General features: G+C 65.3%; 22 protein-coding genes. 6 read left to right on the top strand and 16 right to left on the bottom strand.

What is annotated here, in order from left to right; translation table 11 throughout:
- The first annotated feature begins 49 nt into the window (after positions 1–49).
- Positions 50–475: an HIT family protein gene (locus tag ACT2BZ_RS19650; RefSeq protein WP_457937042.1), complete on the top strand. Its 426-nt coding sequence runs from the start codon at positions 50–52 to the stop codon at positions 473–475.
- Positions 476–483: 8 nt separating this feature from the next.
- Here ACT2BZ_RS19650 and mfd read toward each other — a convergent pair whose 3' ends face one another.
- Together mfd and ACT2BZ_RS19660 are read right to left on the bottom strand one after the other, a co-directional pair.
- The gene (mfd, locus tag ACT2BZ_RS19655) at positions 484–3981 is read right to left on the bottom strand and encodes a transcription-repair coupling factor (protein WP_457937044.1); all 3498 of its coding nucleotides are present in this window, start codon (positions 3979–3981) and stop codon (positions 484–486) included.
- 11 nt (positions 3982–3992) lie between these two features.
- Complete coding sequence (locus ACT2BZ_RS19660; protein WP_457937046.1) at positions 3993–4346, bottom strand: FAD assembly factor SdhE; 354 nt, start codon at positions 4344–4346, stop codon at positions 3993–3995.
- A 26-nt stretch (positions 4347–4372) separates the two neighbouring features.
- Here ACT2BZ_RS19660 and recG point away from each other — a divergent pair, with 26 nt between their 5' ends.
- Positions 4373–6481, top strand: a complete 2109-nt coding sequence (gene recG, locus ACT2BZ_RS19665) for an ATP-dependent DNA helicase RecG (protein WP_457937047.1) — start codon at positions 4373–4375, stop codon at positions 6479–6481.
- Positions 6482–6490: 9 nt separating this feature from the next.
- Here the strand turns inward: recG and ACT2BZ_RS19670 are convergent, their stop codons facing one another.
- The 3 genes from ACT2BZ_RS19670 to glmU all read right to left on the bottom strand — a co-directional run bounded on the left by ACT2BZ_RS19670 (position 6491) and on the right by glmU (position 10608).
- A complete protein-coding gene (locus ACT2BZ_RS19670) occupies positions 6491–7180 on the bottom strand; it encodes a DUF502 domain-containing protein (protein WP_457937049.1) in 690 nt (229 codons plus the stop codon).
- Positions 7181–7288: 108 nt separating this feature from the next.
- Positions 7289–9112 (bottom strand): glutamine--fructose-6-phosphate transaminase (isomerizing), encoded by a 1824-nt coding sequence (gene glmS / locus ACT2BZ_RS19675; RefSeq protein ID WP_457937050.1) that lies wholly within the window; start codon positions 9110–9112, stop codon positions 7289–7291.
- Between the two features lie 143 nt (positions 9113–9255).
- Positions 9256–10608 (bottom strand): bifunctional UDP-N-acetylglucosamine diphosphorylase/glucosamine-1-phosphate N-acetyltransferase GlmU, encoded by a 1353-nt coding sequence (gene glmU / locus ACT2BZ_RS19680; protein WP_457937052.1) that lies wholly within the window; start codon positions 10606–10608, stop codon positions 9256–9258.
- A gap of 169 nt (positions 10609–10777) precedes the next feature.
- On the opposite strand from glmU, the gene ACT2BZ_RS19685 reads away from it, so the two are divergent.
- Positions 10778–10969 carry a hypothetical protein gene (locus ACT2BZ_RS19685; RefSeq protein WP_457937054.1) on the top strand — a complete coding sequence of 64 codons (192 nt, stop codon included), beginning with the start codon at positions 10778–10780 and terminating at the stop codon, positions 10967–10969.
- 9 nt (positions 10970–10978) lie between these two features.
- On the opposite strand, the gene ACT2BZ_RS19690 is transcribed toward ACT2BZ_RS19685, so the two are convergent.
- The 5 genes from ACT2BZ_RS19690 to chvE all read right to left on the bottom strand — a co-directional run bounded on the left by ACT2BZ_RS19690 (position 10979) and on the right by chvE (position 16863).
- Positions 10979–11725, bottom strand: coding sequence for a cytochrome c biogenesis CcdA family protein (locus tag ACT2BZ_RS19690; protein ID WP_457937056.1), 747 nt, complete (start codon positions 11723–11725; stop codon positions 10979–10981).
- A gap of 107 nt (positions 11726–11832) precedes the next feature.
- Positions 11833–12825: an AraD1 family protein gene (gene araD1, locus ACT2BZ_RS19695; RefSeq protein WP_457937057.1), complete on the bottom strand. Its 993-nt coding sequence runs from the start codon at positions 12823–12825 to the stop codon at positions 11833–11835.
- A 98-nt stretch (positions 12826–12923) separates the two neighbouring features.
- Positions 12924–14138: a multiple monosaccharide ABC transporter permease gene (gene mmsB, locus ACT2BZ_RS19700; protein WP_457937058.1), complete on the bottom strand. Its 1215-nt coding sequence runs from the start codon at positions 14136–14138 to the stop codon at positions 12924–12926.
- Positions 14135–15700: a multiple monosaccharide ABC transporter ATP-binding protein gene (gene mmsA, locus ACT2BZ_RS19705; RefSeq protein ID WP_457937060.1), complete on the bottom strand. Its 1566-nt coding sequence runs from the start codon at positions 15698–15700 to the stop codon at positions 14135–14137. The genes mmsB and mmsA overlap by 4 nt, the downstream gene beginning before the upstream one ends.
- 92 nt (positions 15701–15792) lie before the next feature.
- Positions 15793–16863 (bottom strand): multiple monosaccharide ABC transporter substrate-binding protein, encoded by a 1071-nt coding sequence (gene chvE / locus ACT2BZ_RS19710; protein ID WP_457937061.1) that lies wholly within the window; start codon positions 16861–16863, stop codon positions 15793–15795.
- Between the two features lie 283 nt (positions 16864–17146).
- On the opposite strand from chvE, the gene ACT2BZ_RS19715 reads away from it, so the two are divergent.
- On the top strand, positions 17147–18124 hold the full coding sequence (locus ACT2BZ_RS19715; RefSeq protein WP_457937062.1) for a LysR family transcriptional regulator: 978 nt from the start codon (positions 17147–17149) through the stop codon (positions 18122–18124).
- Positions 18125–18162: 38 nt separating this feature from the next.
- On the opposite strand, the gene ACT2BZ_RS19720 is transcribed toward ACT2BZ_RS19715, so the two are convergent.
- Positions 18163–18831 carry a PAN domain-containing protein gene (locus ACT2BZ_RS19720; RefSeq protein WP_457937063.1) on the bottom strand — a complete coding sequence of 223 codons (669 nt, stop codon included), beginning with the start codon at positions 18829–18831 and terminating at the stop codon, positions 18163–18165.
- Here ACT2BZ_RS19720 and ACT2BZ_RS19725 point away from each other — a divergent pair.
- Positions 18831–19418: a hypothetical protein gene (locus tag ACT2BZ_RS19725; RefSeq protein WP_457937064.1), complete on the top strand. Its 588-nt coding sequence runs from the start codon at positions 18831–18833 to the stop codon at positions 19416–19418. The genes ACT2BZ_RS19720 and ACT2BZ_RS19725 overlap by 1 nt on opposite strands.
- Before the next feature lie 70 nt (positions 19419–19488).
- Positions 19489–20046, top strand: a complete 558-nt coding sequence (locus ACT2BZ_RS19730) for a DNA-3-methyladenine glycosylase (protein WP_457941391.1) — start codon at positions 19489–19491, stop codon at positions 20044–20046.
- A gap of 26 nt (positions 20047–20072) precedes the next feature.
- Here the strand turns inward: ACT2BZ_RS19730 and ACT2BZ_RS19735 are convergent, their stop codons facing one another.
- From ACT2BZ_RS19735 to ACT2BZ_RS19755, 5 genes are read right to left on the bottom strand one after another with little or no spacing between them, the layout of a single operon-like run.
- The gene (locus ACT2BZ_RS19735) at positions 20073–20951 is read right to left on the bottom strand and encodes an SMP-30/gluconolactonase/LRE family protein (RefSeq protein WP_457937066.1); all 879 of its coding nucleotides are present in this window, start codon (positions 20949–20951) and stop codon (positions 20073–20075) included.
- A 23-nt stretch (positions 20952–20974) separates the two neighbouring features.
- Positions 20975–21847: an SMP-30/gluconolactonase/LRE family protein gene (locus tag ACT2BZ_RS19740; RefSeq protein WP_457937068.1), complete on the bottom strand. Its 873-nt coding sequence runs from the start codon at positions 21845–21847 to the stop codon at positions 20975–20977.
- A 19-nt stretch (positions 21848–21866) separates the two neighbouring features.
- On the bottom strand, positions 21867–22829 hold the full coding sequence (locus ACT2BZ_RS19745) for a 3-keto-5-aminohexanoate cleavage protein (RefSeq protein WP_457937070.1): 963 nt from the start codon (positions 22827–22829) through the stop codon (positions 21867–21869).
- Complete coding sequence (locus ACT2BZ_RS19750) at positions 22826–23773, bottom strand: 3-hydroxyacyl-CoA dehydrogenase (protein WP_457937072.1); 948 nt, start codon at positions 23771–23773, stop codon at positions 22826–22828. The genes ACT2BZ_RS19745 and ACT2BZ_RS19750 overlap by 4 nt, the downstream gene beginning before the upstream one ends.
- A 10-nt stretch (positions 23774–23783) precedes the next feature.
- Complete coding sequence (locus ACT2BZ_RS19755) at positions 23784–24590, bottom strand: SDR family oxidoreductase (RefSeq protein WP_457937074.1); 807 nt, start codon at positions 24588–24590, stop codon at positions 23784–23786.
- Between the last annotated feature and the right edge of the window lie 5 nt (positions 24591–24595).

The raw sequence follows: 24595 nt of genomic DNA on the forward strand, positions 1-24595 counted from the left end.
GCGATTCGCCGGACCATTATGGCACTGGGCAATTTTTGGGATAGCGCGCATGACCTACCAGGACGACAACATCTTCGCAAAAATCCTTCGCGGCGAGATTCCCTCGCACAAGCTCTACGAGGACGCCGACACCTTCGCCTTCATGGACATCATGCCGCGCGGCGATGGCCATTGCCTGGTCATCCCGAAAAAGCCCTCGCGCAACATCCTCGACGTCGAGGAAGACAGCCTGGCGGCCGTCGCGCGCACCACGCAGAAGCTCGCGCGCGCCGTGCTCGGCGCCTTCTCGGCCGATGGCGTGACGGTGCAGCAGTTCAACGAGCCGGCCGGCGGTCAGGTGGTCTTCCACCTGCACTTCCACATCATCCCGCGCTTCGAGGGCGTGCCGTTGCGGCCGCACACCGGCGAGATGGAGAAGCCCGAGATCCTTGCGGCCAACGCCGAGAAGATCAAGGCGGCGTTGGCAGCTTCCTAGCCGGCCTTTCAGGTGGCCTTTGCCGCCATCCGCGCCAGCTGCGTCATGATGACGGCGGAACCGGCGAGCCGCTTATCGGCATTCGGCCAGTCGCGCATGAACACCACGCTCTGGTCCGGCCTGATCTTGGCGAGCGAGCCCTGCTCGCCGATGAAGCGGACGAGGCCGACCGGATCTGAAAACTCCTTGCCGCGGAAATGGATGACGACGCCCTTCGGCCCGGCATCCAGCTTCTCGACATTGGCCTGCCGGCACAGCGCCTTGATGAAGACGATCTTCAGCAGGTGCTGGACCTCGTCGGGCAACGGCCCGAACCGGTCGATCAGTTCGGCACCAAAACCGTCGATCTCCTCGGTCGACTGCAGGTCGCCAAGCCGGCGGTAGAGCGCCAGCCTGAGTTGCAGGTCCGGCACGTAGCTCTCCGGGATCATCACGGCGGCCCCGACGGTGATCTGCGGCGACCAGCCGCCATCCATCGGCTCGCCGGTGTCCTTGATCTCGGCAACCGCCTCCTCGAGCATCTGCTGGTAGAGCTCGAAGCCGACTTCCTTGATGTGACCGGACTGCTCCTCGCCGAGCAGGTTGCCGGCGCCGCGGATGTCGAGATCGTGGCTGGCCAGCTGGAAGCCGGCGCCCAGGCTGTCGAGCGACTGCAGCACCTTCAGGCGGCGGTCGGCGGTATCGGTCAGCTTGCGGTTGGCCGGCAGCATGAACAGCGCATAGGCGCGCAGCTTCGAGCGTCCTACCCGGCCGCGCAGCTGGTAGAGCTGCGCCAGGCCGAACATGTCGGCGCGGTGCACGATCAGCGTATTGGCGGTCGGAATGTCGAGGCCCGACTCGACGATCGTCGTCGACAGAAGCACGTCGTACTGGCCGTCGTAGAAGGCGTTCATGATGTCGTCGAGCTCGCCGGGCGGCATCTGGCCGTGCGCAGTGCCTACCTTCAGCTCCGGCACCGACGAGGTCAGGAACTGCTGCACCTCGGCGAGGTCCTTGATGCGCGGCACGACATAGAAGCTCTGGCCGCCGCGATAGCGTTCGCGCAGCAGCGTCTCGCGGATCACCAGCGGGTCGAAGGGCGAGATGAAGGTTCTCACCGCCATGCGGTCGACCGGCGGCGTGGCGATCAGCGACAGTTCGCGCACCCCGGTCAGCGCCAGCTGCAATGTGCGCGGGATCGGCGTCGCCGACAGCGTCAGCACGTGCACGTCGCTCTTCAGGTCCTTCAGGCGTTCCTTGTGCTTGACGCCGAAATGCTGCTCCTCGTCGATGATCAGCAGGCCGAGATTCTTGAACTGGATGGCACTGCCGAGCAGCGCATGCGTGCCGACGACGATGTCGATCGAGCCGTCCGCGAGCCCCTTCTTGGTTTCAGCGAGCTCCTTCGGCGTCACCAGCCGCGACGCCTGACGGACATTGACGGGCAGGCCCGAGAAGCGCTGCGAGAAGGTCTTGAAATGCTGCCGCGCCAGCAGCGTGGTCGGCACCACGACGGCCACCTGGAAACCTTCCATCGCCGCCACGAAGGCGGCGCGCAGCGCCACTTCGGTCTTGCCGAAGCCGACGTCGCCGCAGATCAGCCGGTCCATCGGGCGCCCGGCCGACAGGTCGTCGAGCACCGAATCGATTGCCGTCTGCTGGTCCTCGGTCTCCTCGTAGGGAAAGCGCGCCGAGAACTCGCCGTAGAGCCCATCCTGCGGCGTTATCGCGACGGCGGTGCGCATCTTGCGCTCGGCGGCGATGCGGATCAGTTGACCCGCCATTTCGAGCAGGCGCTTCTTGAGCTTGGCCTTGCGCGATTGCCAGGCGCCGCCACCCAGGCGGTCGAGCTGCGCCTCGGCCGAATCCGAGCCGTAGCGCGACAACAGCTCGATGTTCTCGACCGGCAGATAGAGCCTGCCGTCGGCGGCGTAGTGGATCTCCAGGCAGTCATGCGGCGCGCCGAGCGCCTCGATGGTCTTCAGCCCCACGAAGCGGCCGATGCCGTGATCGGCATGAACGACGATGTCGCCCGCCGAAAGGGCCGCCGCCTCGGCAATGAAATCGGAGGCGCGCTTGCGCTTCTTGGAGCGCCGCACGAGGCGGTCGCCCAGAATGTCCTGCTCGGCGACGACCGTGAAGCGGTCGGTCTCGAAGCCGGTTTCGAGCGGCAGCACGGCGGCGCCCGCCTGCCCCGGCCCAAGTTTTTCGACTTCGGCCAGCGTTGCCACGCGCTTGACGTTGCCGAGCCCATGCTCGTCGAGGATCTGCGCCAGCCGGTCGAGCGAGCCCTCGGTCCAGCCGGCAATGACGACCTTCCGCTTGGCGGCGCGCACCGCAGAAACATGCGCAACCGCTGCCTCGAAGACATTGGCGTTGGGGTCGGCGCGCTCCTCGGCAAAACTATGGCCGCTGCGCGCCCCTGCATGCAGCACCTTGCGGGCACCCGCCTCGGGCGCATCGAAGGGCGAAAACTCGATCGACGCGCGCTCGGGCAGCGCCGCCGAAATGTCGTCCGGCGACAGGTAGATCAGGTTGGGCGGCGTCGGCTTGTAGGGCACGGCGTCCTTCATCGCGCCGCCGGCCTGTTCCTTTCGCGCCTCGTAATAATCGAGGATCAGCGTGTGGCGCTCGTCGATCGCCTCATGCGCCAGGTGGTCGAACACCACCGGTGCGCCGGGCAGGTAGTCGAACAGCGTGTCGAGCCGCTCGTAGTAGAACGGCAGCCAGTGCTCCATGCCGGCGAAGCGCTTGCCCTCGGTGATCGAGGCATAGAGCCCGTCGTCGCGCGACGGTGCGCCGAAAGCCTCGATGTAGTTGCGGCGGAACCGGCTGATTGTTTCGGGCGTCAGCGTCACTTCGCTCATCGCCTGCAGCGACACTTCCTTGCGGTTGCCGGAACTGCGCTGCGTCGCCACGTCGAAGGCACGGATCGTCTCCAGCGTGTCGCCGAAGAAGTCGAGCCGCACGGCCTCGGGCGATCCCGGCGCGTAGAGGTCGAGAATGCCGCCACGCACGGCGAATTCGCCGACGTCGCGCACCGTCGGCACACGCTCGAAGCCCGACATTTCCAGCCGCGAGATGAGGTCGTTCATGTTGACGATGCTGCCGGGCTTGGCGCGAAAGCCCTGCGCCTCGATGGTCTCGGCCGGCGGGATGCGCTGCAGCAGCGCGTTGGCCGTGGTCAGGATCACCGCCCGGTGCGGCTTCTCCTTCAGCGCGATCATCGCCGACAGCGCGTCGAGCCGCCGAGCCGCCGAATCCGAGCCCGGCGACACGCGGTCGTAGGGCAGGCAGTCCCAGGCCGGAAACTCCAGTACAGGCAGGTCAGGCGCGGCGAATGCCAGCGCCTCGATGATCGCCGGCAGCCGCTGTCCGTCGCGCGCGACGAACAGGACCGGGCGATCGCCCGCAGCCTCTGCCGCCACGGCGGCCAGCGCAAACGCCTCGTAGCCGTCGGCAACGCCGTCGACGATGAACTGGCCGGGCCGGTCTTGCGGCAGGCCGATTTTATCGATGAGACTCATGATTTCACGTTTCAGGTCGCGACATGGGCGCGGCTCGCCACGATCCTTTTCAGCAGGGCCGTCTGGTGGATTTCTGGAACAGCTTGTTCGCCCGTCACCCAGGACAGCAGGTCGGCGTCCTGAACCTCGAGGAGCCTCTCATATTGGTCGAGTTCGTCCAAGGTCAAGCCGGCCATCTCGGCATCGGCAAAGCCGCCGAGGATCAGGTCCATCTCGCGGATGCCGCGATGCCAGGAGCGGAACAGCAGCTTGCGCCGGCGCGGGTCCAGCCCCTCACTTGATCGCGTCGTCCCGCTCATGCCGTACCTGCCCTGCGTTGATGGGCGCATATAGCGTGGATAGCCGGCCCTGTCAGCCTTGCGCATGCCATGCCGCAGCCTAAGCTGACACCATGCGACCATCCCTGCTCGATCCGCTGTTTGCCCCCATCACTTCGCTCGAAGGCGTCGGGCCGAAGGTCGCCGGGCTGATCGAGAAGATCGTGCCGGCCGACCTCGGCGACCGCCCTGCCCGCGTCGGCGACCTGCTCTTCGTCCTGCCCCACACCGTCATCGACCGGCGCAGCCGACCGGGCATTGCCGGCTCGGCCGAGGGCGCCATCGTCACGCTCGACCTGCGCGTCGATCGCCACCAGCCGCCCCCACGCGGCAACCGGTCGGTGCCCTACCGGGTCTTTGCCTTCGACGAGACCGGCGAGATCGCGCTGACCTTCTTCCACGCCCACGCCGCCTATCTCGAAAAGGCGCTGCCGGTCGGCGAGGATGTCGTCGTCTCGGGCCGCATGGAATGGTTCAACGGCCGACCCTCCATGGTACACCCGGACCATATCGCGCTCGCGGCCGATGCCGCCTCCCTGCCGCTCGTGGAGCCGGTCTATCCGATGACGGCCGGCCTTTCCGGCAAGGTGCTGCGACGCGCCATCGCGCAGGCTCTGGCGCGCCTGCCGATCCTGCCCGACTGGCTCGACACCGACGTCGCGCGCCGCCACAGCTTTCCGCCGCTGGCCGCAGCCCTTGCCCGCCTGCATGATCCGAAGGACCCGCTCGACGTATCGCCCGAGGGCGCTGCCTGGCGCCGCCTCGCCTATGACGAGTTCCTTGCCGGCCAGGTCTCCCTGGCGCTGATCCGCGCCCGGCGCCGGAAGTATTCGGGCAGGCCATTGATCGGCGATGGCAAGATCGAGTCCGCACTCCGAACCGCCCTGCCCTATAGCCTCACCGGTTCACAGGAATTTGCCCTGTCCGAGATCATCGCCGATCTCGCCAGGCCAGAAAGGATGTTACGTCTGCTGCAGGGCGATGTCGGCTCCGGCAAGACAGTGGTCGCATTGCTCGCCATGGCGCGTGCCGTCGAGGCTGGCGGCCAGGCCGCTATCATGGCGCCGACCGAGATCCTGGCGCGCCAGCACCTCGCCACCATCGCGCCGCTCGCCGAAAAGGCCGGGCTCACCGTCGCCGTTCTGACCGGCCGGGAAAAGGGCCGTGACCGCGCCGACACGCTCGCCCGCCTTGCCGACGGCTCGATCGACATTGTCGTCGGCACCCATGCGCTGTTCCAGGAGCCGGTAAAATTCCGCGACCTGGTCTTCGTCGTCGTCGACGAGCAGCACCGCTTCGGCGTCCACCAGCGCCTGGCCATCACCGCCAAGGGCGAGGCGCCCGACATGCTGGTGATGACAGCGACGCCGATTCCGCGCACGCTGGTCCTCACTGCCTTCGGCGACATGGAGGTATCGCGGCTCACCGAAAAGCCGGCCGGCCGTCAAACGATCCGCACCGTCACGCTGCCGCTCGGCCGCGTCGACGAACTGGTCGGCCGCATCCGTGATGCCGTCGCCGACGGCCAGAAAGTGTACTGGATCTGCCCGCTGGTCGAGGAATCGGAAGAGATCAAGCTGATGTCGGCCGAGGACCGCTTTGCGGTTCTGGCAGAGGACTTCGGCAGCGCGGTCGGCCTCGTGCACGGCCGCATGAAGGGCGCGGAGAAGGACGAGGCGATGCGCGCCTTCAAGGAAGGCGAAACACGCATCCTCGTCGCCACCACCGTCATCGAGGTCGGCGTCGACGTCCCGGACGCCACCATCATGGTCATCGAGCATGCCGAGCGCTTCGGCCTTGCCCAGCTGCACCAGCTTCGCGGGCGCGTCGGGCGCGGCTCGAAACCGTCATCCTGCGTGCTGCTCTACAAGGACCCGCTCGGCGAAACGGCGAAGCGCCGCCTGACGGTCATGCGCGAGACCGAGGACGGGTTTCTGATCTCGGAGGAAGATCTCAAGCTGCGCGGCGAAGGCGAGTTGCTCGGCACCCGCCAGTCGGGCACGCCGGGCTTTCAGGTGGCGCGCATCGAGTTCCACGCCGACCTGCTCGAGACCGCGCGCGACGATGCCAGGCTGATCCTGAACCGCGACCCGGAACTGACTTCGGCCCGCGGCGAGGCGCTGCGCATCCTGCTTTATCTGTTCGGGCGCGACGACGCCGTCCGGCTGCTCAGGGCCGGCTGACAGGCACCGCTAGCTTGCCGCCCGGCCGCCCTCTTCCCTGGGCGGCTCGACGAGCTCGGCAACCTTCTTGCCGTTCTTCTTGAGCGGCAGGCGCTCGGGTGCGACGAGGCCGGCCGAAATCACCAGCTTGGCCGCCTCCTCCACCGTCATCGACAGCTCGATCACTTCCGAGCGCGGTACGTAGAGCAGGTAGCCGGTCGTCGGATTGGGCGTCGATGGCATGAAGACGGCGACCGTCTTGCTGACTTCGGGTTCGAGTTTCTCCGTCACCTCGTTCGACTTTTCGCTCGAGATGAAGACGATCGACCAGGTGCCGCGGCGCGGATACTCGATGATCGCGACCTTCTGGAACATGTCCGCCTTGTTGGACAGCACCGTCTCGAAGATCTGCTTCAGGCCGCGATAGATGCTGCGCACCAGCGGCATGCGGTCGAGGATGTCCTCGCCGAGGCCGACAATCGTGCGGCCGACGAAATTGGCGGTCAGGAAGCCGATCATGGTGATCAGGAAGATCGCCACGATCAGGCCGAAACCGGGCACCGCGAATGGCAGGTAGGTGTCGGGGCTGTAACGGGCCGGGATATAGGGTTTGACCCAGGAATCCACCCAGCCGATGAACGACCATGCGAGATAGGCCGTGATCGCCAGCGGCGCAGTGACGATAAATCCCGTCAGGAAATAATTCCTCAAACGCGTCATGGCTGAGCTCTTATGGTGGTCCGACATTGCATGATTGCTCTTGGTTGCGCTGCAACACTAGAGAACACGCAAGCCCATTGAAACAGCGATTTTGAGGCAAAGCTGCGTCTATTCGACCGTCACCGACTTGGCGAGGTTGCGCGGCTGGTCGACATCGGTACCCATGAACACGGCCGTGTAGTAGGCCAGCAGCTGGATCGGCAGCGCATAGACGATCGGCGCGATGATCTCGGGCATGTCCGGGAGCACGATGGTCTCCATCGTCTCGACGGTCGCCCGCGCCGCGCCCTTCTTGTCGGTGATCAGGATGATCTTGCCGCCGCGCGCCGCCACTTCCTGCATGTTGGAGACGGTCTTTTCGAAGATCCGGTCATGCGGCGCGATCACGATCACCGGCATCTGCTCGTCGATCAGCGCGATCGGCCCGTGCTTGAGTTCGCCGGCCGCATAGCCCTCGGCATGGATGTAGGAAATTTCCTTGAGCTTGAGCGCGCCTTCCATGGCCAGCGGGTAGTTGGTGTCGCGGCCGAGATAGAGCACGTGCTTGTAGTGGGCGAGTTCGCGCGCCACCTTCTCGATCTGCCCGTCGAGCTTCAGCACCTGTGCGGCGTAGCGCGGCGCCTCCGAGAGGCTGCGCACCATCGCCCGCTCCTCCTCGCTGCTGATTGCGCCGCGCGCCGCGGCGGCCCTGACGGCGAGCGAGGCAAGCACCGAGAGCTGGCAGGTGAAGGCCTTGGTCGAGGCGACGCCGATTTCCGGTCCGGCGAGTGTCGGCAATGTCACGTCGGATTCGCGCGCAATCGTCGATTCGCGCACGTTGACGATCGAGCCGATCGGGACGCCTGCGGCCTTGCAGTAGCGCAGCGACGCGAGCGTATCGGCGGTCTCGCCCGACTGCGACACGAAGAAGGCGGCGCTCTTCGTCGACAGCGGCACTTCGCGGTAGCGGAACTCGGACGCGATATCGACGTCGACGGGCAGCTTCGCCAGCCGCTCGAACCAGTACTTGCTGACCAGGCCGGCGAGATAGGCGGTGCCGCAGGCCGAGATGGTCAGCCGGTCGAGCTTGGCGAAGTCGAACGGCAGGTCGAGCGGCCTCGACGTGCCGTTCGCGAAGTCGAGATAGTGGGCAAGCGTATGGGCGATCACTTCAGGCTGCTCATGGATTTCCTTCTCCATGAAGTGCCGATGGTTGCCCTTGTCGACCATGAAGCTGGTGCCCAGCGACTGCTGCCGCTTGCGCTTGACCGGATTGCCTTCCATGTCGAAGATGGCGAACTCGTTGCGGCGCACGACAACCCAGTCGCCGTCTTCCAGATAGGTGATCGAATTGGTGAAGGGGGCGAGCGCAATCGCATCCGAGCCGAGGAACATCTCGCCCTTGCCGTGACCGACAGCCAATGGCGGACCGTTGCGCGCGCCGACGATGAGGTCCTCGTCGCCGCGGAACATGATCGCCAGCGCAAAGGCGCCCTCGAGCCGCTTCAGTGCCCTGTGCGCCGCCTCGATCGGCGTCGCGCCGGCAGCAAGTTCGCGCCCCACAAGGTGCGCGACGACTTCCGTGTCTGTCTGCGAGGTGAAGCTGTAGCCGTCCTTCTTCAGTTCCTCGCGCAGCTCTGCAAAATTCTCGATGATGCCGTTGTGGACGATGGCGACGCCGTCCGAGAAATGCGGATGCGCGTTGGTTTCGTTGGGCACGCCATGTGTCGCCCAGCGCGTGTGGCCGATGCCGATCAGCCCGCCGAGCGGCTCGCCGTCCAGCTTGCGCTGGAGGTTGACGAGCTTGCCCTCGGCGCGGCGGCGCGCCAGTTCGCCATGCTCGACGGTCGCGATGCCGGCCGAGTCATAGCCCCGGTACTCGAGCCGCTTCAGCGCCTCGACGAGCAGCGGCGCGACCGGAGAGTGGCCGACGATCCCGACTATTCCACACATGATATCTGTCCCGATTCCCGCCGGCCTGAGTGGTCACCGCCTGTTTACGGACGGTTGCAGTACGGCGAAAGTCAATTTGCGTTTCGTTGCGTATCAGCCGCAACCATCGCATTTCGCGATTGAAATCAGGTTACCGCGACCGTTCACTTTTTCGCGGCTGCGGAGGCCCTGAGTTCACGCAGGGACTTGCCCTTGCCGGGCAGCGTCTTCTGGCGCGCCCGGCCGAAGGCCAGCGCATCCTCGGGTACGCTTTCGGTAATGACGCTGCCGGACGCGACATAGGCACCGTTGCCGATCGAGACCGGCGCCACCAGCGAAGAGTTGGAGCCCACGAAGGCGCCCTCGCCGATATCGGTGAAGAACTTCGAGTAGCCGTCGTAATTGCAGGTCACCGTTCCGGCGCCGATGTTGGCGCCTGCCCCCACCCGCGCGTCGCCGATATAGGTCAGGTGGTTGACCTTCGCGCCCTTCTCGACGGTCGCCTTCTTCACCTCGCAGAAGTTGCCGACCTTCGCCTTCTCGTGCAGGTCCGCGCCCGGCCGCAGCCGCGCGAAGGGCCCGACATCGCAGCCCGTGGCGATCGTCGCACCCTCGATATGGCAGAAGGCATGGATTCTTGCGCCTGCGGCCACCTTCACGCCCGGCCCGAACCAGACATTCGGCTCGACCAGCGTATCCTGCCCGATCTCGGTATCGTGCGAGAAATAGACCGTCTCGGGCGCAACCAGCGTCACGCCCGACAGCATCGCTTCGCGCCGCCGCCGCTGCTGCCATATCCCCTCAGCCTCCGCCAGTTCGGCGCGGTTGTTGATGCCGAGCACGCTCGCGGCACTCGCCTCCGTCGCCACGACGTCGAGCCCGGCCTCGGCCGCGATCCCGACGATGTCGGTCAGGTAGTACTCGCCCTTGACGTTGGCGTTGCCGACCTTGTCGAGCAGCGAGAGCGCATGCTTGCCCGAAATCGCCATCAGCCCGCCATTGCAGAAGCCGATCTGCTTCTCGGCATCGGAAGCATCCTTGTCCTCGCGGATCGCGACGAGTTTTCCGTCGACGACGATCAGCCTTCCATAGCCTGCGGGGCTGGCCGGCCGGAACCCGACGACCACGACCGCCGCCCCCTTCGCCAGTTGCGCGCGCGCCTCCGAAAGCACGTCGGCCTCGATCAGCGGCGTGTCGCCGAACATCACCAGCACGTCGTCATGACCGCGTTCGATGGCCGCGCGCGCGGCAAGCACGGCGTGCCCGGTCCCGAGCCGCTCGGCCTGCACGAAGGTTTCAGGCGCCGGAGACAGCCGCGTCAGGGCGTTACGCACGGCATCGGCGCCGTGTCCGACCACCACCGCGACATCGCCGCCGCCGGCGGAGCGAGCGGCGGCCACGACATGCGCGACCATAGGCAGGCCGGCAATTTCGTGCAGCACCTTGGGCTTGCTGCTCTTCATGCGCGTGCCCTCGCCGGCGGCGAGGATGATCGACAGGCAGGATCGTTTCGACATGCTGGGGTTTCCGTCTCGGCGGGCTGGATTCGCGGCATGTTCTAGCACCGGCTTTGCCATGCTCCAATCCTGCCACACTGCCATGCGATACAGACTACGAATCAGCAGGCGACAGCTGGCCTGTATGCCAACACGCGATTTGGCCCCTTGACCGCGCTGAGGAGCGCCCATGACCACGACACGGCTTGCCATCTACGGACCGCCAGACCGGGGCCTGCCGCTTCTTGCAGTCGTCATCGACGATGGCGAGGTCCTCGCCTGCGAAGCGGTCAAGTCGACAGCCGAAGCCGAAACGCTGCTCGAAAAGGTAAGGGAAAACCTGCCGGAATTCGTCGCGGAAGCCAGGCGCCCCTCTGCCTGAGCCGTACGCTCAGCCCAGCCGGCCGAGAAGGGGAAAGGTCTCCAGCAGCCAGTAGGAAGCCGTCTGGATGCCGCCGGTCAGGAACAGGATTCCGGCAATCACCAGTAGCCCGCCGATCACCTTCTCCACGCGCCCCAGATGCATCTTGAACCTCTGCAGGAAGCGCATGAAGGCGCCCGAAAACAGTGCCGCGATCAGGAACGGGATACCGAGGCCGAGCGAATAGGCGGCAAGCAGCAGCGCGCCCTCGCCCACCGTCTCGCGCCCGCCGGCCAGCGTCAGGATCGGCCCGAGTACGGGTCCGATGCAGGGCGTCCAGCCGAATGCGAAGGCCAGCCCCATGACATAGGCGGCCACCGCGCTCGCCGGCTTGCCCTGGCTCTGGAAGCGCGCCTCGCGCGACAGGAAAGGGATCTTGATCAGGCCGAGAAAGTTCAGTCCCATCAAGATGATGATGACGCCCGCCGCCATCGCCAGCGGCTCCTGCCAGACCCGCAGGAAATGCCCGATCGTCGAGGCCCCCGCGCCAAGCAGCACGAAGACGGTACTGAAACCGAGCACGAAGGAAAGCGAAGAGGCGAGCAGCGCCGTGCGCGCGCCGGCCCGTGCCGCGACATCGCCGTCGGCGCGAAAATCCTCGACCGTCACGCCGGCCATGTAGCAGAGATAGGGCGGCACCAGCGGCAGCACGCAGGGCGACAGGAATGAAACGGCGCCCGCGCCGACCGCGCTCACATATCCGATATCGATAGCCATACCCTGGATTCGCCTGCCGTTGCCCGAATGCGTCCGCCTATAGCCGCCGCCGCGCTCGCACTCCAGTCACGACTGCGTGGCAAAGCGACGCCGCAGGGGCGGTAGGCTCAGAGCGCGCGGACAGTGACCGGCTTTGCCGGCTCGGCATGCAGCGGGTTCCTCAAGGGCAGGCCGAACTGATCCGCGGCGATCTCGAACACGTCGCCTTCCTCGGCCTTGACCCCGTCTGCAAAGGACAGCGTCGCGGTCCCGAACATGTGGATGTGCACGTCGCCCGGCTGGCGGAACACCGGGTACTTGAAGTGGTGATGCTCGAGATTGGCGATCGTATGCGACATGTTGGCTTCGCCCGACAGGAACGGCTTCTCCCACATCGTCTCGCCGCCCCGCGTGATGCGCGACGTGCCGCGAATGTCTTCCGGCAGCGCCCCGACCAGGATTTCGGGCCCGAACGAGGCGTTGCGCAGCTTGGAATGCGCCAGATAGAGGTAGTTGACGCGCTCGGTCACGTGGTCGGAAAACTCGTTCGACAGCGCGAAGCCGACGCGGAAGGGCGTTCCGTCGTCGCCGATCACGTAGATGCCGGCGATTTCCGGCTCCTCTCCGGCGTCCATCGCAAAATCGGGCGACATCAGCGGTGCGCCGGGCGCAACCGCCATGAAGCCGTTGCCCTTGTAGAACCATTCGGGCTGCACGCCGGGCTTGCCGTTCGCAGGCTTGCCGCCCTCCAGCCCCATCTGGAACATCTTCATGGAATCGGTCAGCGCCTCGTCACCGTCGGCACTGAGCTTCTTGTGCATCGAGTCGCGCGTCGCGGCCGAACCGAGGTGCGTCAGGCCGGTGCCGGTCAGGTGCAGATGCGCCGCGTCCGGATGGTTGATCGGCGAGATCAGGCGGCCCTGCCTGTATGCGGCCTCGAGATCGACGGTCTTGCCGAAGCCCTTGCGCTCGATCAGTTCAACCAGCCCGACACCGGCGCGCGCCGCCTCCAGCGCAAGCGAGTAGACGCTCTTTGCGCCGTTCACGACCCGCGTGCCGCTGTCGGTCCGCGCGACCACCTGGATCATGTCGGAACCATCGACAATCTGCGAAATCAGCATCCTGTTCTCCTCGCATCCTCGCCCGCGCGCCGGTGGCGATCCCGCCCCGGATTCGCCCGGCAGCCGGCCCTATGGCCGCGCCGGGAGCACCTGCCGCGCTAAGCCTTGTTCTTGTTGTAGACGTCGAACACCACGGCACCGAGCAGCACCAGGCCCTTGATCACCTGCTGCCAGTCGATGTTGACGCCCATGATCGACATGCCGTTGTTCATGACGCCCATGATGAAGGCGCCGATCACCGCGCCCGCCACCTGGCCGACACCGCCCGCCATCGAGGCGCCGCCGATGAAGACTGCCGCGATCACGTCGAGCTCGAAACCAAGGCCGGCCTTTGGCGTCGCCGTGTTGAGGCGCGCGGCAAAGATCAGTCCGGCAAGGGCGGCCAGCATGCCCATGTTGATGAACACCAGGAAGGTCAGCCGCTCGGTCTTGATGCCCGAAAGGGCCGCCGCCTTGACGTTGCCGCCCATCGCATAGATGCGCCGTCCGATCGTCATGCGCTTGGTGACGAAGACGAACAGCACGATCAGCACGCCCATCACGATCAGCACGTTGGGCAGCCCCTTGTAGGAGGCCATCATGTAGATGAGGAAGAGCACCATCGCGGCAATGATCGCGTTCTTCGCCACGAAAAGCCCGAACCGCTCGGCGGTATAGCCATGGCTTTCGCGTGCGCGCCTGCTGCGCAGCGCGAGATAGAACATCGCGGCCACGATCAGCACGCCGATCAGCAGCGTCGTGGAGTGCAGCGTCACCCCTCCGATCGTCATCGGTCCGATGACATCGGGGATGAATCCGGCGCTGAGCAGCTGGAACTCGGGCGGGAACGGTCCCACCGAACGGCCGCCGAGCAACCACAGCGCCAGTCCCTTGAAGACAAGCATGCCGGCAAGCGTGACGATGAAGGACGGGATCTTCATGTAGGCTATCCAGTAGCCCTGGCTCGCCCCGATGAGGCCGCCGACCACGATGCAGATGAGCGTCGTCAGCACCGGGTCGAGCTTGTACTGGACCATCAGCACGGCGGCCACCGCGCCGACGAAGCCCGAAACCGAGCCGACCGACAGGTCGATATGGCCGCCGACAATGACCAGAAGCATGCCGAGCGCCATGATGATGATGTAGGAATTCTGCAGCACCAGGTTGGTCAGGTTGACCGGCTTGAACAGCACGCCGCCCGTCTGCCACTGGAAGAACAGCATGATGGCGACCAGGGCGAGGACGAGCCCGTATTCGCGCAAATTCTGCTTGATCGCCGCCTGCGCGGTCTCCCGCTCCGGATTGAGCGCGCTCCTCGCGGTCTCGGTGCTCATGATGCCGTTCTCACCTTATGCTCTTCCTCTTCGTCCGGCTTGTCGTCGCCGCGCACGATCATACGCATGATCTTCTCCTGGCTGGCCTCGGCTGCCGGGAGTTCGCCGACGATGCGGCCTTCGTTCATCACGTAGATTCGGTCGCAGACGCCGAGCAGCTCGGGCATCTCCGACGAGATCATCAGGATGGACTTGCCCTGCTCGGCCAGCCTGTTGATGATCGTGTAGATCTCGTATTTGGCGCCGACGTCGATGCCGCGCGTCGGCTCGTCGAGGATCAGCACCTCGGGGTTGGCGAACAGCCACTTCGACAGCACCACCTTCTGCTGGTTGCCGCCCGACAGGTTTCCCGTCACCTGGTAGACGCTCGACGATCGGATGTTGGTCTGCTTACGGTAGTCGTTGGCGACGTTCAGCTCGCGCATGTCGTCGATGATGCCGGCCCACGATACCCCCTTCAGGTTCGCGGCCGTCACATTGTGCTTGATGTGGTCGATCAGGTTGAGCCCGTAGGTCTTGCGGTCCTCGGTCGCATAGGCGATGCCGTGCTTGACCGCGCGCCCGACCGTCGAGACGTCAATCGGCTTGCCGTGCAGCGAAACCTTGCCAGTGATGCCGGTGCCCCAGGCGCGACCGAAGACGCTCATGGCGAATTCCGTGCGGCCAGAGCCCATCAAGCCGGCGATGCCGACGACCTCGCCGCGGCGCACATTGACGTTGACGTTCCTGATCGCCACGCGATCGGGGTGGACGGGGTGATGCACGACCCAGTCGTTCACCTCGAAGACAACCTCGCCGATCTTGGGATGGCGCGGAGGAAACCGGTCGTCGAGCGAGCGGCCGACCATCGAGCTGATGATGCGGGCCTCGCTGATGTCTGCCTTTTCAAGCGTCTCGATCGTGCGGCCGTCGCGCAGCACCGTGATGCGGTCGGCAACCTTTCCGACCTCGTTCAGCTTGTGCGAGATGAGGATCGAGGCGATGCCCTGCTCGCGGAACTCCACCAGAAGGCTGAGCAGCGCGTCACTGTCCCTCTCCGACAGCGAGGCGGTCGGTTCGTCGAGGATCAGCAGCTTCACCTTCTTGGCGAGCGCCTTGGCGATCTCGACAAGCTGCTGCTTGCCGACGCCGATATTGGTGATGAGCGTGTCGGGGTCCTCTTTGAGCCCGACCTTGCGCAACAGCTCGCCGGCGCGGCGGCGCGCGAGATTCCAGTCGATCACCCCGTAATGCGACTGCTCGTTGCCGAGAAAGATGTTTTCGGCAATCGACAAGAGCGGCACGAGCGCCAGTTCCTGATGGATGATGACGATGCCGACGCGCTCGGAATCGTGGATTCCGGAGAAGCGGCATTCCTTGCCGAGGAAGCGGATCGCCCCCTCGTAGCTGCCATGCGGATAGACGCCCGAGAGCACCTTCATGAGCGTCGATTTGCCGGCGCCGTTCTCGCCGACGACGGCGTGAATCTCGCCGGCGCGCACATCCAGGTTGACGTCCTGCAGCGCTTTCACGCCCGGAAACGTCTTGGTGATGTTGCGCATTTCCAGAATGATGTTGTCCATCGCCGAACTTTCGGTTGACGGGACCGACGTCAGCGGCCGGCATACCCGGGACGTGGCCCCGCGGCAAGCCGCGGAGCCACGCGAAGCACCGGTTACTGGAGTTCTTCGGCCTTGATGTAGCCCGATCCCACAACCAGTTCCTCGTAATTGGTCTTGTCGACGTCATACGGGGTCAGCAGGTAGGACGGAACGACCTTCACGCCGTTGTCGTAGGTCTTGGTGTCGTTGATCTCCGGCGTGCCGCCTGAAAGCGCCGCGTCGACGAGGTTGGCGGTGACCTTGGCCAGTTCGCGCGTGTCCTTGAACACGGTCGAGTACTGCTCGCCGGCAATGATCGCCTTGACCGAGGGGGTCTCGGCGTCCTGGCCGGTCACGATCGGCCACGGCTGGTCGGCCGAGCCGTAGCCGACGCCGCGCAGCGACGAGATGATGCCGCGCGACAGGCCGTCATAGGGAGCCAGCACGCCGTGCACGACACTGCCGTCGGAGTAGTTGGCCGACAGGACGTTGTCCATGCGTGCCTGCGCCACGGCGCCGTCCCAGCGCAGCGTGCCGACCTTTTCCATGCCCATCTGGCCGGACTTGATGACGATCTCACCGGAGTCGATCATCGGCTGCAGCACCGACATGGCACCGTCGTAGAAGAAGAACGCGTTGTTGTCGTCCGGCGAGCCGCCGAACAGCTCGACGTTCCACGGCTTGGCGTCGGGGAAGCGCTCCTTGAGGCCCTTGACCAGCGAGTTGGCCTGCAGGACGCCGACCTGGAAGTTGTCGAAGGTGGTATAGTAGTCGACGTTGCCGCTGTCGCGGATCAGGCGGTCATAGGCGATGACCTTGATGCCCTGGTCGGCGGCCTGCTGCAGCACTGCCGACAGCGTGGTGCCGTCGATCGAGGCGATGATCAGGGCCTTGGAGCCCTTGGTGATCATGTTTTCCACCTGCGCGAGCTGGTTGGGAATGTCGTCCTCGGCGAACTGCAGGTCCGTCTCGTAGCCCTTTTCCTTCAGCGCGGCGACAAGCGCGTCGCCGTCGCTGATCCAGCGCAGCGACGACTTGGTCGGCATGGCGATGCCGATCGTGCCCTTGTCCTGCGCGTGCGCACTGTAGCTTACTGCGGCCAGGCCGAGCGCCAGTGCGCCGACCATTGCTTTGACTATTTTCACGTTTCTCTCCCTTGGTGATGACGGTCTAGTGGTGAATGACAGGCGTCGAGCGCAGCGCGACCCTGTCGCGAAGGCGAACGAACACCGAAGATTTCTGCTGAACCTCCCAGAAAAAGTCGTGGGCCTTGGCTCCCTCCATCTGCCGCACAAAATGCACGCGACAGAGCCCGAACGACTGGCAGCTATGACCCAATCGATATAACTGTCAAATGCAATTCACGACGGTTGATATGCGTTATGGTTATATCGACTGCAGCCAGCCTTGCCGAAAGGGGAATCGAGCATGAATGAAGGATCGACGGGTTCGATGACGGAATCGCTGGCACAGTCGGGCGAAAGCCTGCTGCGCAGCGGCCTCAAGCTCAGCCACATGCGCATGATCGTCGCACTGCAGGACACCAGCCAGATCAGCGCCGCAGCGCACATCCTCAACATCTCGCAGCCGGCCGCCTCGCGCATGATCGGCGAGATGGAGGACATTCTTTCGGCGCCGATCTGCAACCGCCTGCCGCGCGGCGTCGAACTGACGCCCTATGGCACCACGCTGGCCCGCCGCGCCCGCGCCATGCTGCTCGAGCTGCGCGAGGTCGACCGCGAGATTTCCGACCTCAAGTCCGGCCGCGGCGGCGCCGTCTTCCTCGGTTCCGTCACCGCGCCGGCGATCGGCCTTGCCGTCCCGGCGATCAAGCGGATCCGCAAGAGCTTTCCGAGCATCGAGATCAGCATGCAGGTCGACACCAGCGCCGTCTTGGCGCGCGAACTCCTGGCATCGCGACACGATTTCATCATCGCGCGCATTCCCGACGACCTCAATCCGCGGCTTTTCGAGGCGCGCGTCATCGGCATCGAGAAGGCCTGCCTGATCGTGCGCCGCGGCCACCCGCTGGCCGACGGCCGGACGGTGGGGCTCGAGGAACTGACCGGATACGACTGGATCTTCCAGCCGGGCGGCTCGCTGCTGCGGCGGACCATGGAGACGCATTTCATGAGCCACCACGTGCCCCTGCCCGACCGCATCCTCAACACCACCTCGCTGTTGCTGACCCTGGTCATGGTGGCGCAGTCCGACACCATCGCGCCGGTCGCCCTCGACGTCGCAAAGTTCATCAATGCCGACGACGGGCTCGCCGGCGCCATCGAGGTCCTGCCCATCGCCTTCGACATCGACGTGCAGCCATACAGCCTGATCCGCGCACGCAACCGCGCGCTCTCGCCCGCAGCGAGCCTGCTCTACGACCAGATATTGCAGGAGATCCGCTAGGCGACGGAAACGGCCCTGCCCGCCCCGGCAAGCTGCGGTCAGTTGGCGTCCTGCTCCTTGGCGCCGCTGTAGACGCCCGACTGCTTGCCGTATTCCTGCGGATTGTCGAACAGGTCGCAGCGCCGTTCAGCCTTGTGGAAGGAAAAGCCGATGCAGGAGGCAATGCCCCAGCACGCCCTTTCGCAGCCGTCGCGGTCCTTCGCGGCCTGGGACTGGTCCGCCTGGCCGGGAAAGGCCCGGTTATTGTAGTATTTCATCACCACCGGCGCGCCCGACTTGACCGGCTGCGGCTCCGAAGACAGGACGCCGCTGGTGGCACGCGGGTTGAGCCTGATCCCACCGAGGTCTCGCTTGAGAAAGCAGCGCCTGTTCCAGCCGTCATAGGTGAAGCCGGCGCAGGCGGAATTTTCCTTGCACTTGTTCTCGCAACCGGGCGCGTCCCAGGCATCGCTTTGCCATTCGTCGCCCGCGGCCAGATCGTAGTGGCTGTAGCGCTGGAAGGACCTTTCCTGCGATGGCGGAGCCGGCGTCGACGGCGTTGACGGCATGTTGCTGATGCCGGGCGCCTTGGGCGGGCTTCCCGGTATCGTCGGCGGCATCGGCTTTTCCGTGGCCACGGCGGCAGACGCCGCAAAGACCAGGGCGAGGAGCATGGCGAACTGCCGCCCCCGCCGCCACTGGCCGGCGTGATCGAATGCGAAACCCATTGCTGCTGGCCCACCCTTCCCCAAGCAAGGACGCGACTGGAAGTGCCTTCGTCCGCACCACGTTCTATGGCCCCCGCTCCCCCCGGAGCGCAACGGCCGGTTGCCACGAAAACCTAGCGGCAACCGCGGGCCAAGAAAACCCCGATCGCGGTTTCCTGATCGATTTCAACGGGAAGCCGCGAATTCCTGTGTTCCTCCTGCAGAACGCCAGGGCCACCGCCGCCCGATTCCGCCGCCGCCCGGGAACCGCCGCCCGCGCCGGGAATTATCGCGATGAAGAAACCGGAGCCGCAACCATGAACGACAATCACCGCGAAACGGGTGCACGCAAGCTCGAAGCCGACTACCGGCCGAAGGAGACCGACCAGGATGCCGCCTTGACCGAAAAGCCGCAGCCCTACGGCCTCACCGAGCCCTCCTCGGACGTGCATGAGAAGACCCGCCATTCGGACGGCCAGAATCCTCCCGGCACGTCGCCGGCGGGCGATTCCATGAAAACCGCTGGTGCAGGTCCGGCAATCGCCGAGCACTCCAGGGACGCCGCAACTCCGCATGGCGCTCGCAAGGCAGATCGCGATGTGAAATAAGGCGGGCTTGGACACGACGCCCGCACTCACTGCCTTCTTCGCCCGCCCGGCGGCGGATGTCGCCCCAGACATGGTCGGCGCCGTGCTTTTCGTGCACGGCGCCGGCGGCATCGTGGTCGAGACGGAAGCCTATGCGCCGGACGATCCGGCCTCGCACAGCTTTCGCGGGCCAACACCGCGCAACGCCTCGATGTTCGCAGCACCCGGCACCGCCTATGTCTACCGCTCCTACGGAATCCATTGGTGCCTGAACGCGGTCTGCCTTCCCGGCAGCGCCGTCCTGATCCGTGCCATAGAGCCGACCGCAGGCCTCGACCGGATGGCCGCTCGCCGCGGCACCGAGGCGCGAAAACTGCTCTGTTCGGGCCCGGGCCGCCTCTGCCAGGCGCTCGGCGTCGATGCTTCCTTCGACGGCCTCGCGCTGACCGGCTCCCCCTTCGACTTCAGCCCCGGCAAGGAGCGGCCGGCTGACCTGCTCGTAGGGCCGCGCATCGGCCTGACCCGCGCCACCGAGACGCTCTGGCAATTCGGCCTGCCCGCAAGCCCCTATCTCAGCCGACCGTTCCGGAAAGCCGGCGTGAGACCGGCCCACCCGGTCATGCCGATCACAAAGCCGCGCCGGCCCTGAATTCCGGGCTGGCGCCGCATGCGCATCTACGCGCCAAAGCGCTGCTCCGGTACACCGCCAATGCCCAGGCCAGTGATCGTGAAGACACTGCCGCGCAATACGCCGTCGCCCGGAAAGCGCGGCAGCGGCGGCTTTGCCATCGAGGTGACGTAGATGATGTCGAGATTTGGCCCTCCGAACATCACGCTCGTGATCTTCTTGACGGGCATCTCGATGACGCGGTCGATGACGCCGTCCGGCCGATACCGGATCAGCTTGCCGTCATAGACCTGCGCGTTCCACAGGCAGCCCTCGGCATCGACCGTCGAGCCGTCCGCTGCGCCCCCCGTCGAAGTGTCGATCTTGGTGAAGGTGCGCCTGTTCGAGACACTGCCGGTTGTCTGGTCGTAGTCGTAGGCCCAGATCTCCCCCGACCACGAGTCGGCAAAATAGAAGGTGTCGCCGTCCGGGCTCCAGCAGGGACCGTTCGAAACGATGATGCCGTCATCGAGCTTGTGGACGGAGAAGTCGGGATCTAGCCGGTACAGGGCACCGTTCGGTCCGCTTTCCATCGTGTCCATGGAACCGGCGATGAAGCGGCCCTGCTTGTCGACCTTGCCGTCGTTGAGCCGGTTGGCGTCCTTGCCGGGCTCGGGGTCATGGATCAGTTCAACATCGCCGGTCTTGAAATCGAGCGTGTGGAAGCCACGGGCGAGCGAGACGATGGCGCCCTCGCCGTCCTTGCGCAGCGCCATCGAGCCGATCTTCATCGGGACATCCCAAGACCGGATTTCGCGGCCGTCATGGGTAGCCCGGAAGACGCGCCCGTCGAAGGAATCGATCCAGTAGAGCCGCTGCTGCTCGACGTCCCAAAGAGGCCCCTCGCCCAGCGTCGTCTTCACATCCACCACCACGTCGATCTTCATCGCCTGTTCTCCCGTTTCCCGATCTAACCCTTGAAGCGCGGCTCTTCGATGCCGCGCACGCCGAGGCCGTGGACGGCAAAGACGAAGCCTGCCTCGCGCTCCCGATGATACTGATACTGGTATGGCCTCGCCATCGAGGTGACATAGGCGATGTCGAGATCCGGCCCGCCGAAGATCAGGCTCGTGGTCGACTGGACCGGCAGCCCGACGATCCTGTCGACGACACCGTTCGGATCGAACCGGATGAGCCGGCCCGAATAGACTTCGGCGCTCCAGACATAGCCTTCGGAATCGACCGTGGCGCCGTCCGGAAGACCGCGCATGTTCTCGAAGCTCGTGAAGACGCGCCGCGACAGCACGTTTCCCGTATCCGTATCGTAGCCATAGGCCCAGATCACGCGCCGGCCCGTGTCGGCGAAGTAGAAGGTCGCTCCGTCGGGGCTCCAGCAGGGACCGTTCGAGCAGATGATGCCGCTGTCGAGCGTATGCACCGAAAGGTCCGGATCGAGCCGGAACAGCTTGCCGACCGGCTCGCTCTCCTCGAAATCCATCGAGCCGGCGACGAATCGGCCCTGGCGGTCGACCTTGCCGTCGTTCATGCGCGGCCGCATTTCGCCCGGTTGCGTCTCCACAAGGCGTTCGGACACGCACGTCTGGAAGTCGAAACTGTAGAAACCGTCGCGCAGCGACAGGATCGCGCCGCCCTTCTCGCGCAGCGCCATGGATCCGATCGGTTCGGGCAGGTTCCAGCTCTTTCTGTCGACGCCCGCAGCATCGCAGCAATGGATGCTGGGTCCGTAGGAATCGATCCAGTAGAAGCGCTGCTCGCGCACGTCCCAGAGCGGCCCTTCGCCGAGTTGGTCGGGCCTGTCGCTCAGAACCTCGATACGCAGCATTGTCTCCTCCCCGGGCCGCTCAGAAGGCGACCTTGTCGCCACCCTTCAGTTCCAGGATGGCGCGCGCCTCGTCAGGCGTCGCCACCTCCAGACCGAGCCCTTCGATGATCTTGCGCGCCAGCACCACCTGCTCGGCATTCGACTTTGCCAGCCGCCCGCGACCGGCCCACAGGCTGTCCTCCAGGCCGACACGGATGTTTCCGCCGAGCGACACCGACTGCGCAGCGATGCGCAACTGGCTAGCGCCGGCACCGAGGACGGACCAGCGGAACTGGTCGCCGAACAGCCGGTCGGCCGTGCGTTTCATGTGGGCGACGTCTTCCGGGTGCGTGCCGATGCCGCCGAGCAGGCCGAAAACCGACTGGACGAAGAATGGGGGCTTCACCAGGCCGCGTTCGGCGAAATGCGCGAGGTTATAAAGATGCGCGATGTCGTAGCACTCGAACTCGAAGCGCGTTCCGTTGTCGTAGCAGGTCGCAAGGATGTATTCGATGTCCTTGAAAGAGTTGCGGAAAACAAGGTCACGCGTCGCTTCCAGATGCGGCTTTTCCCAGTCGAACTTGAAGGTCTCGTACTTGTCGGCGAGGTGATAGAGGCCGAAATTGATCGAGCCCATGTTGAGCGAGGCGACCTCGGGCTTGAACTGGGCAGCCGGGCGTACCCGCTCCTCCACCTTCATGTAGGGGCTACCGCCTGAGGTAATGTTGATCGCCGCGTTCGTGCCCTGCTTGATGCGCGGCAGGAAGCGGGCGAAGGCTTCCGGCGTCTGGTCCGGCTTGCCGGTCTCAGGATCGCGCGCATGCAGGTGCAGGATGGCAGCGCCCGCCTCCGCCGCCGCGATCGCTTCGGAGGCGATCTGGTCGGGCGTGATCGGCAGGTAGGGCGACATGGTCGGCGTATGGATGGCGCCGGTAATGGCGCAGGTGATGATCACCTTGCCCTTGGCTGTGGTGCCGGATGTCTTGCGCGTGGTCTCGTTCATTTACCAAACTCCTCGTCGGATTTTCTCTTGTGCGCAGCCAGGGCCATCAGGCGCCGGTCGCGCCAGACCTGGCGCACTGCAAGATTTTCGCGCGGCAGCCGCGCGCTGCGGTCGGCCTCCACTGTTTTCATCACATCGCCCGCCCAGTCGACTCGGCGCTGCATCTGCGGAAAGATGTTCGAATAGATCGACTGGTAGCGATCGACATAGTCGCGCACGCCGCCGGGAGCGTTGAGATCGATGGTTTCGAACGGACCCATGAAGGACCAGCGCAGCGCCAACCCGTCGCGAATGCCGATGTCGACGTCCTCGACGCTGGCATAGCCGTCAGAGACGAGCCGGAAAGCCTCCTCGAGGAGCGCGCCCTGCAGCCGGTTCATGATGAAGCCGTCGAGTTCCCGCTTCATCACGAGCGGCGCATGACCCGCCGAGACCAGGAACGCGGACGTTCTCTCGACTGTCTCTTGGCTCGTCCACGGCGCGGGCACCACTTCGGCCGCCGGGATGAGATAGGGCGGGTTTATCGGGTGGACGACCAGGCAGCGGTGGCGCCCGGCAACATGCTCGGTAAAGGTCGACGGAAGGAGCGCAGAGGTCGAGCTGGCGATCACCGCCTCCGGCGTCGCAACGGCGTCGATCCGCGAGAAGACCTCGCGCTTGATATCGCGATTTTCGGGTGTGTTCTCCTGGATGTGCACGGCGCCTTCCAGTGCAGCCTCGAAGTCCGCCACGACTTCGATGCGGTCGAGCACACTCTCCGGCGTCTGCCCGCGCAGCAGGTTATTGGCCGCCAGATCGCCGAGCACGCCAGCAATGAAGTCGCGCGCGCCGCCTGTCGCTTCGGGCGACTGGTCCCACATGCTGACATCATGGCCGGCGGCGGCGAAACTGATCGCCCAGGCCCGCCCGATGAAGCCGCTTCCGACAATCGCGGTTTTCGACATGTCGCTGCCCTCAGAGTGTTTCGACGTTGCCGTCGACGCCGAGCGACTGGCCGGAGATGTTGTATCCGGCGTCGGACAGCAAGAAGGCGACCATGGAGGCCACGTCGTAGGGACTGGTCATGCGCCGCAGCGAGATGTTCTGAAGATAACGGTTCTTCATCTCGTCCCCGGTCACCCCAACCTGCTTTGCCCGGTCGGCAATGACCTTCTCGATGCGCGGCCCCTCGATGATTCCCGGCAGGATGGCGTTGACGCGGATGCCGTGCGGCCCGAGTTCCTTGGCGAGGCTCTGGGTAAAACCAATGACGCCGAATTTCGCCGCCGAGTAGGGCGTACGAAATGCATATCCATGTCGGCCGGCCGCCGAGGACATCGAGACGATGGAGCCGCCGCCCGCCGCCTTGAGCATCGGCACCGCGCTACGCGCGCACAGGAACTGCCCGGTCAGGCAGATATCGATGCAGCGCCGCCACTCATCCGGGTCGATTTCATCGACGCCGCCGGTTGGCCCGGCAATCCCGGCATTGTTGATCAGGGCATCGAGCCCGCCGAGAGTCTCCTGCGCCGTCTGGAACAGCCGTTCCACATCGCCTTGCTGCGCCACGTCCGCCTTGACCGCGGCCTCGACGCGGACCGTCTTTCCCGCCGTCGCCAGCGCCTCGTCCGAGACGTCGCAGATCACCACGCGTGCGCCGAGGCGCACTAGCGTATCGGTGATCGCCAGCCCGATGCCGCCCGCACCGGCGGTGACAACGACCCGCTGGCCTTTCAGGCCGGCCAGGAACTCTTCTGCGGAAGCCGGTGCGCGCGTGCTCATCGTCC

It is taken from the genome of Mesorhizobium sp. 10J20-29, from assembly GCF_054130485.1.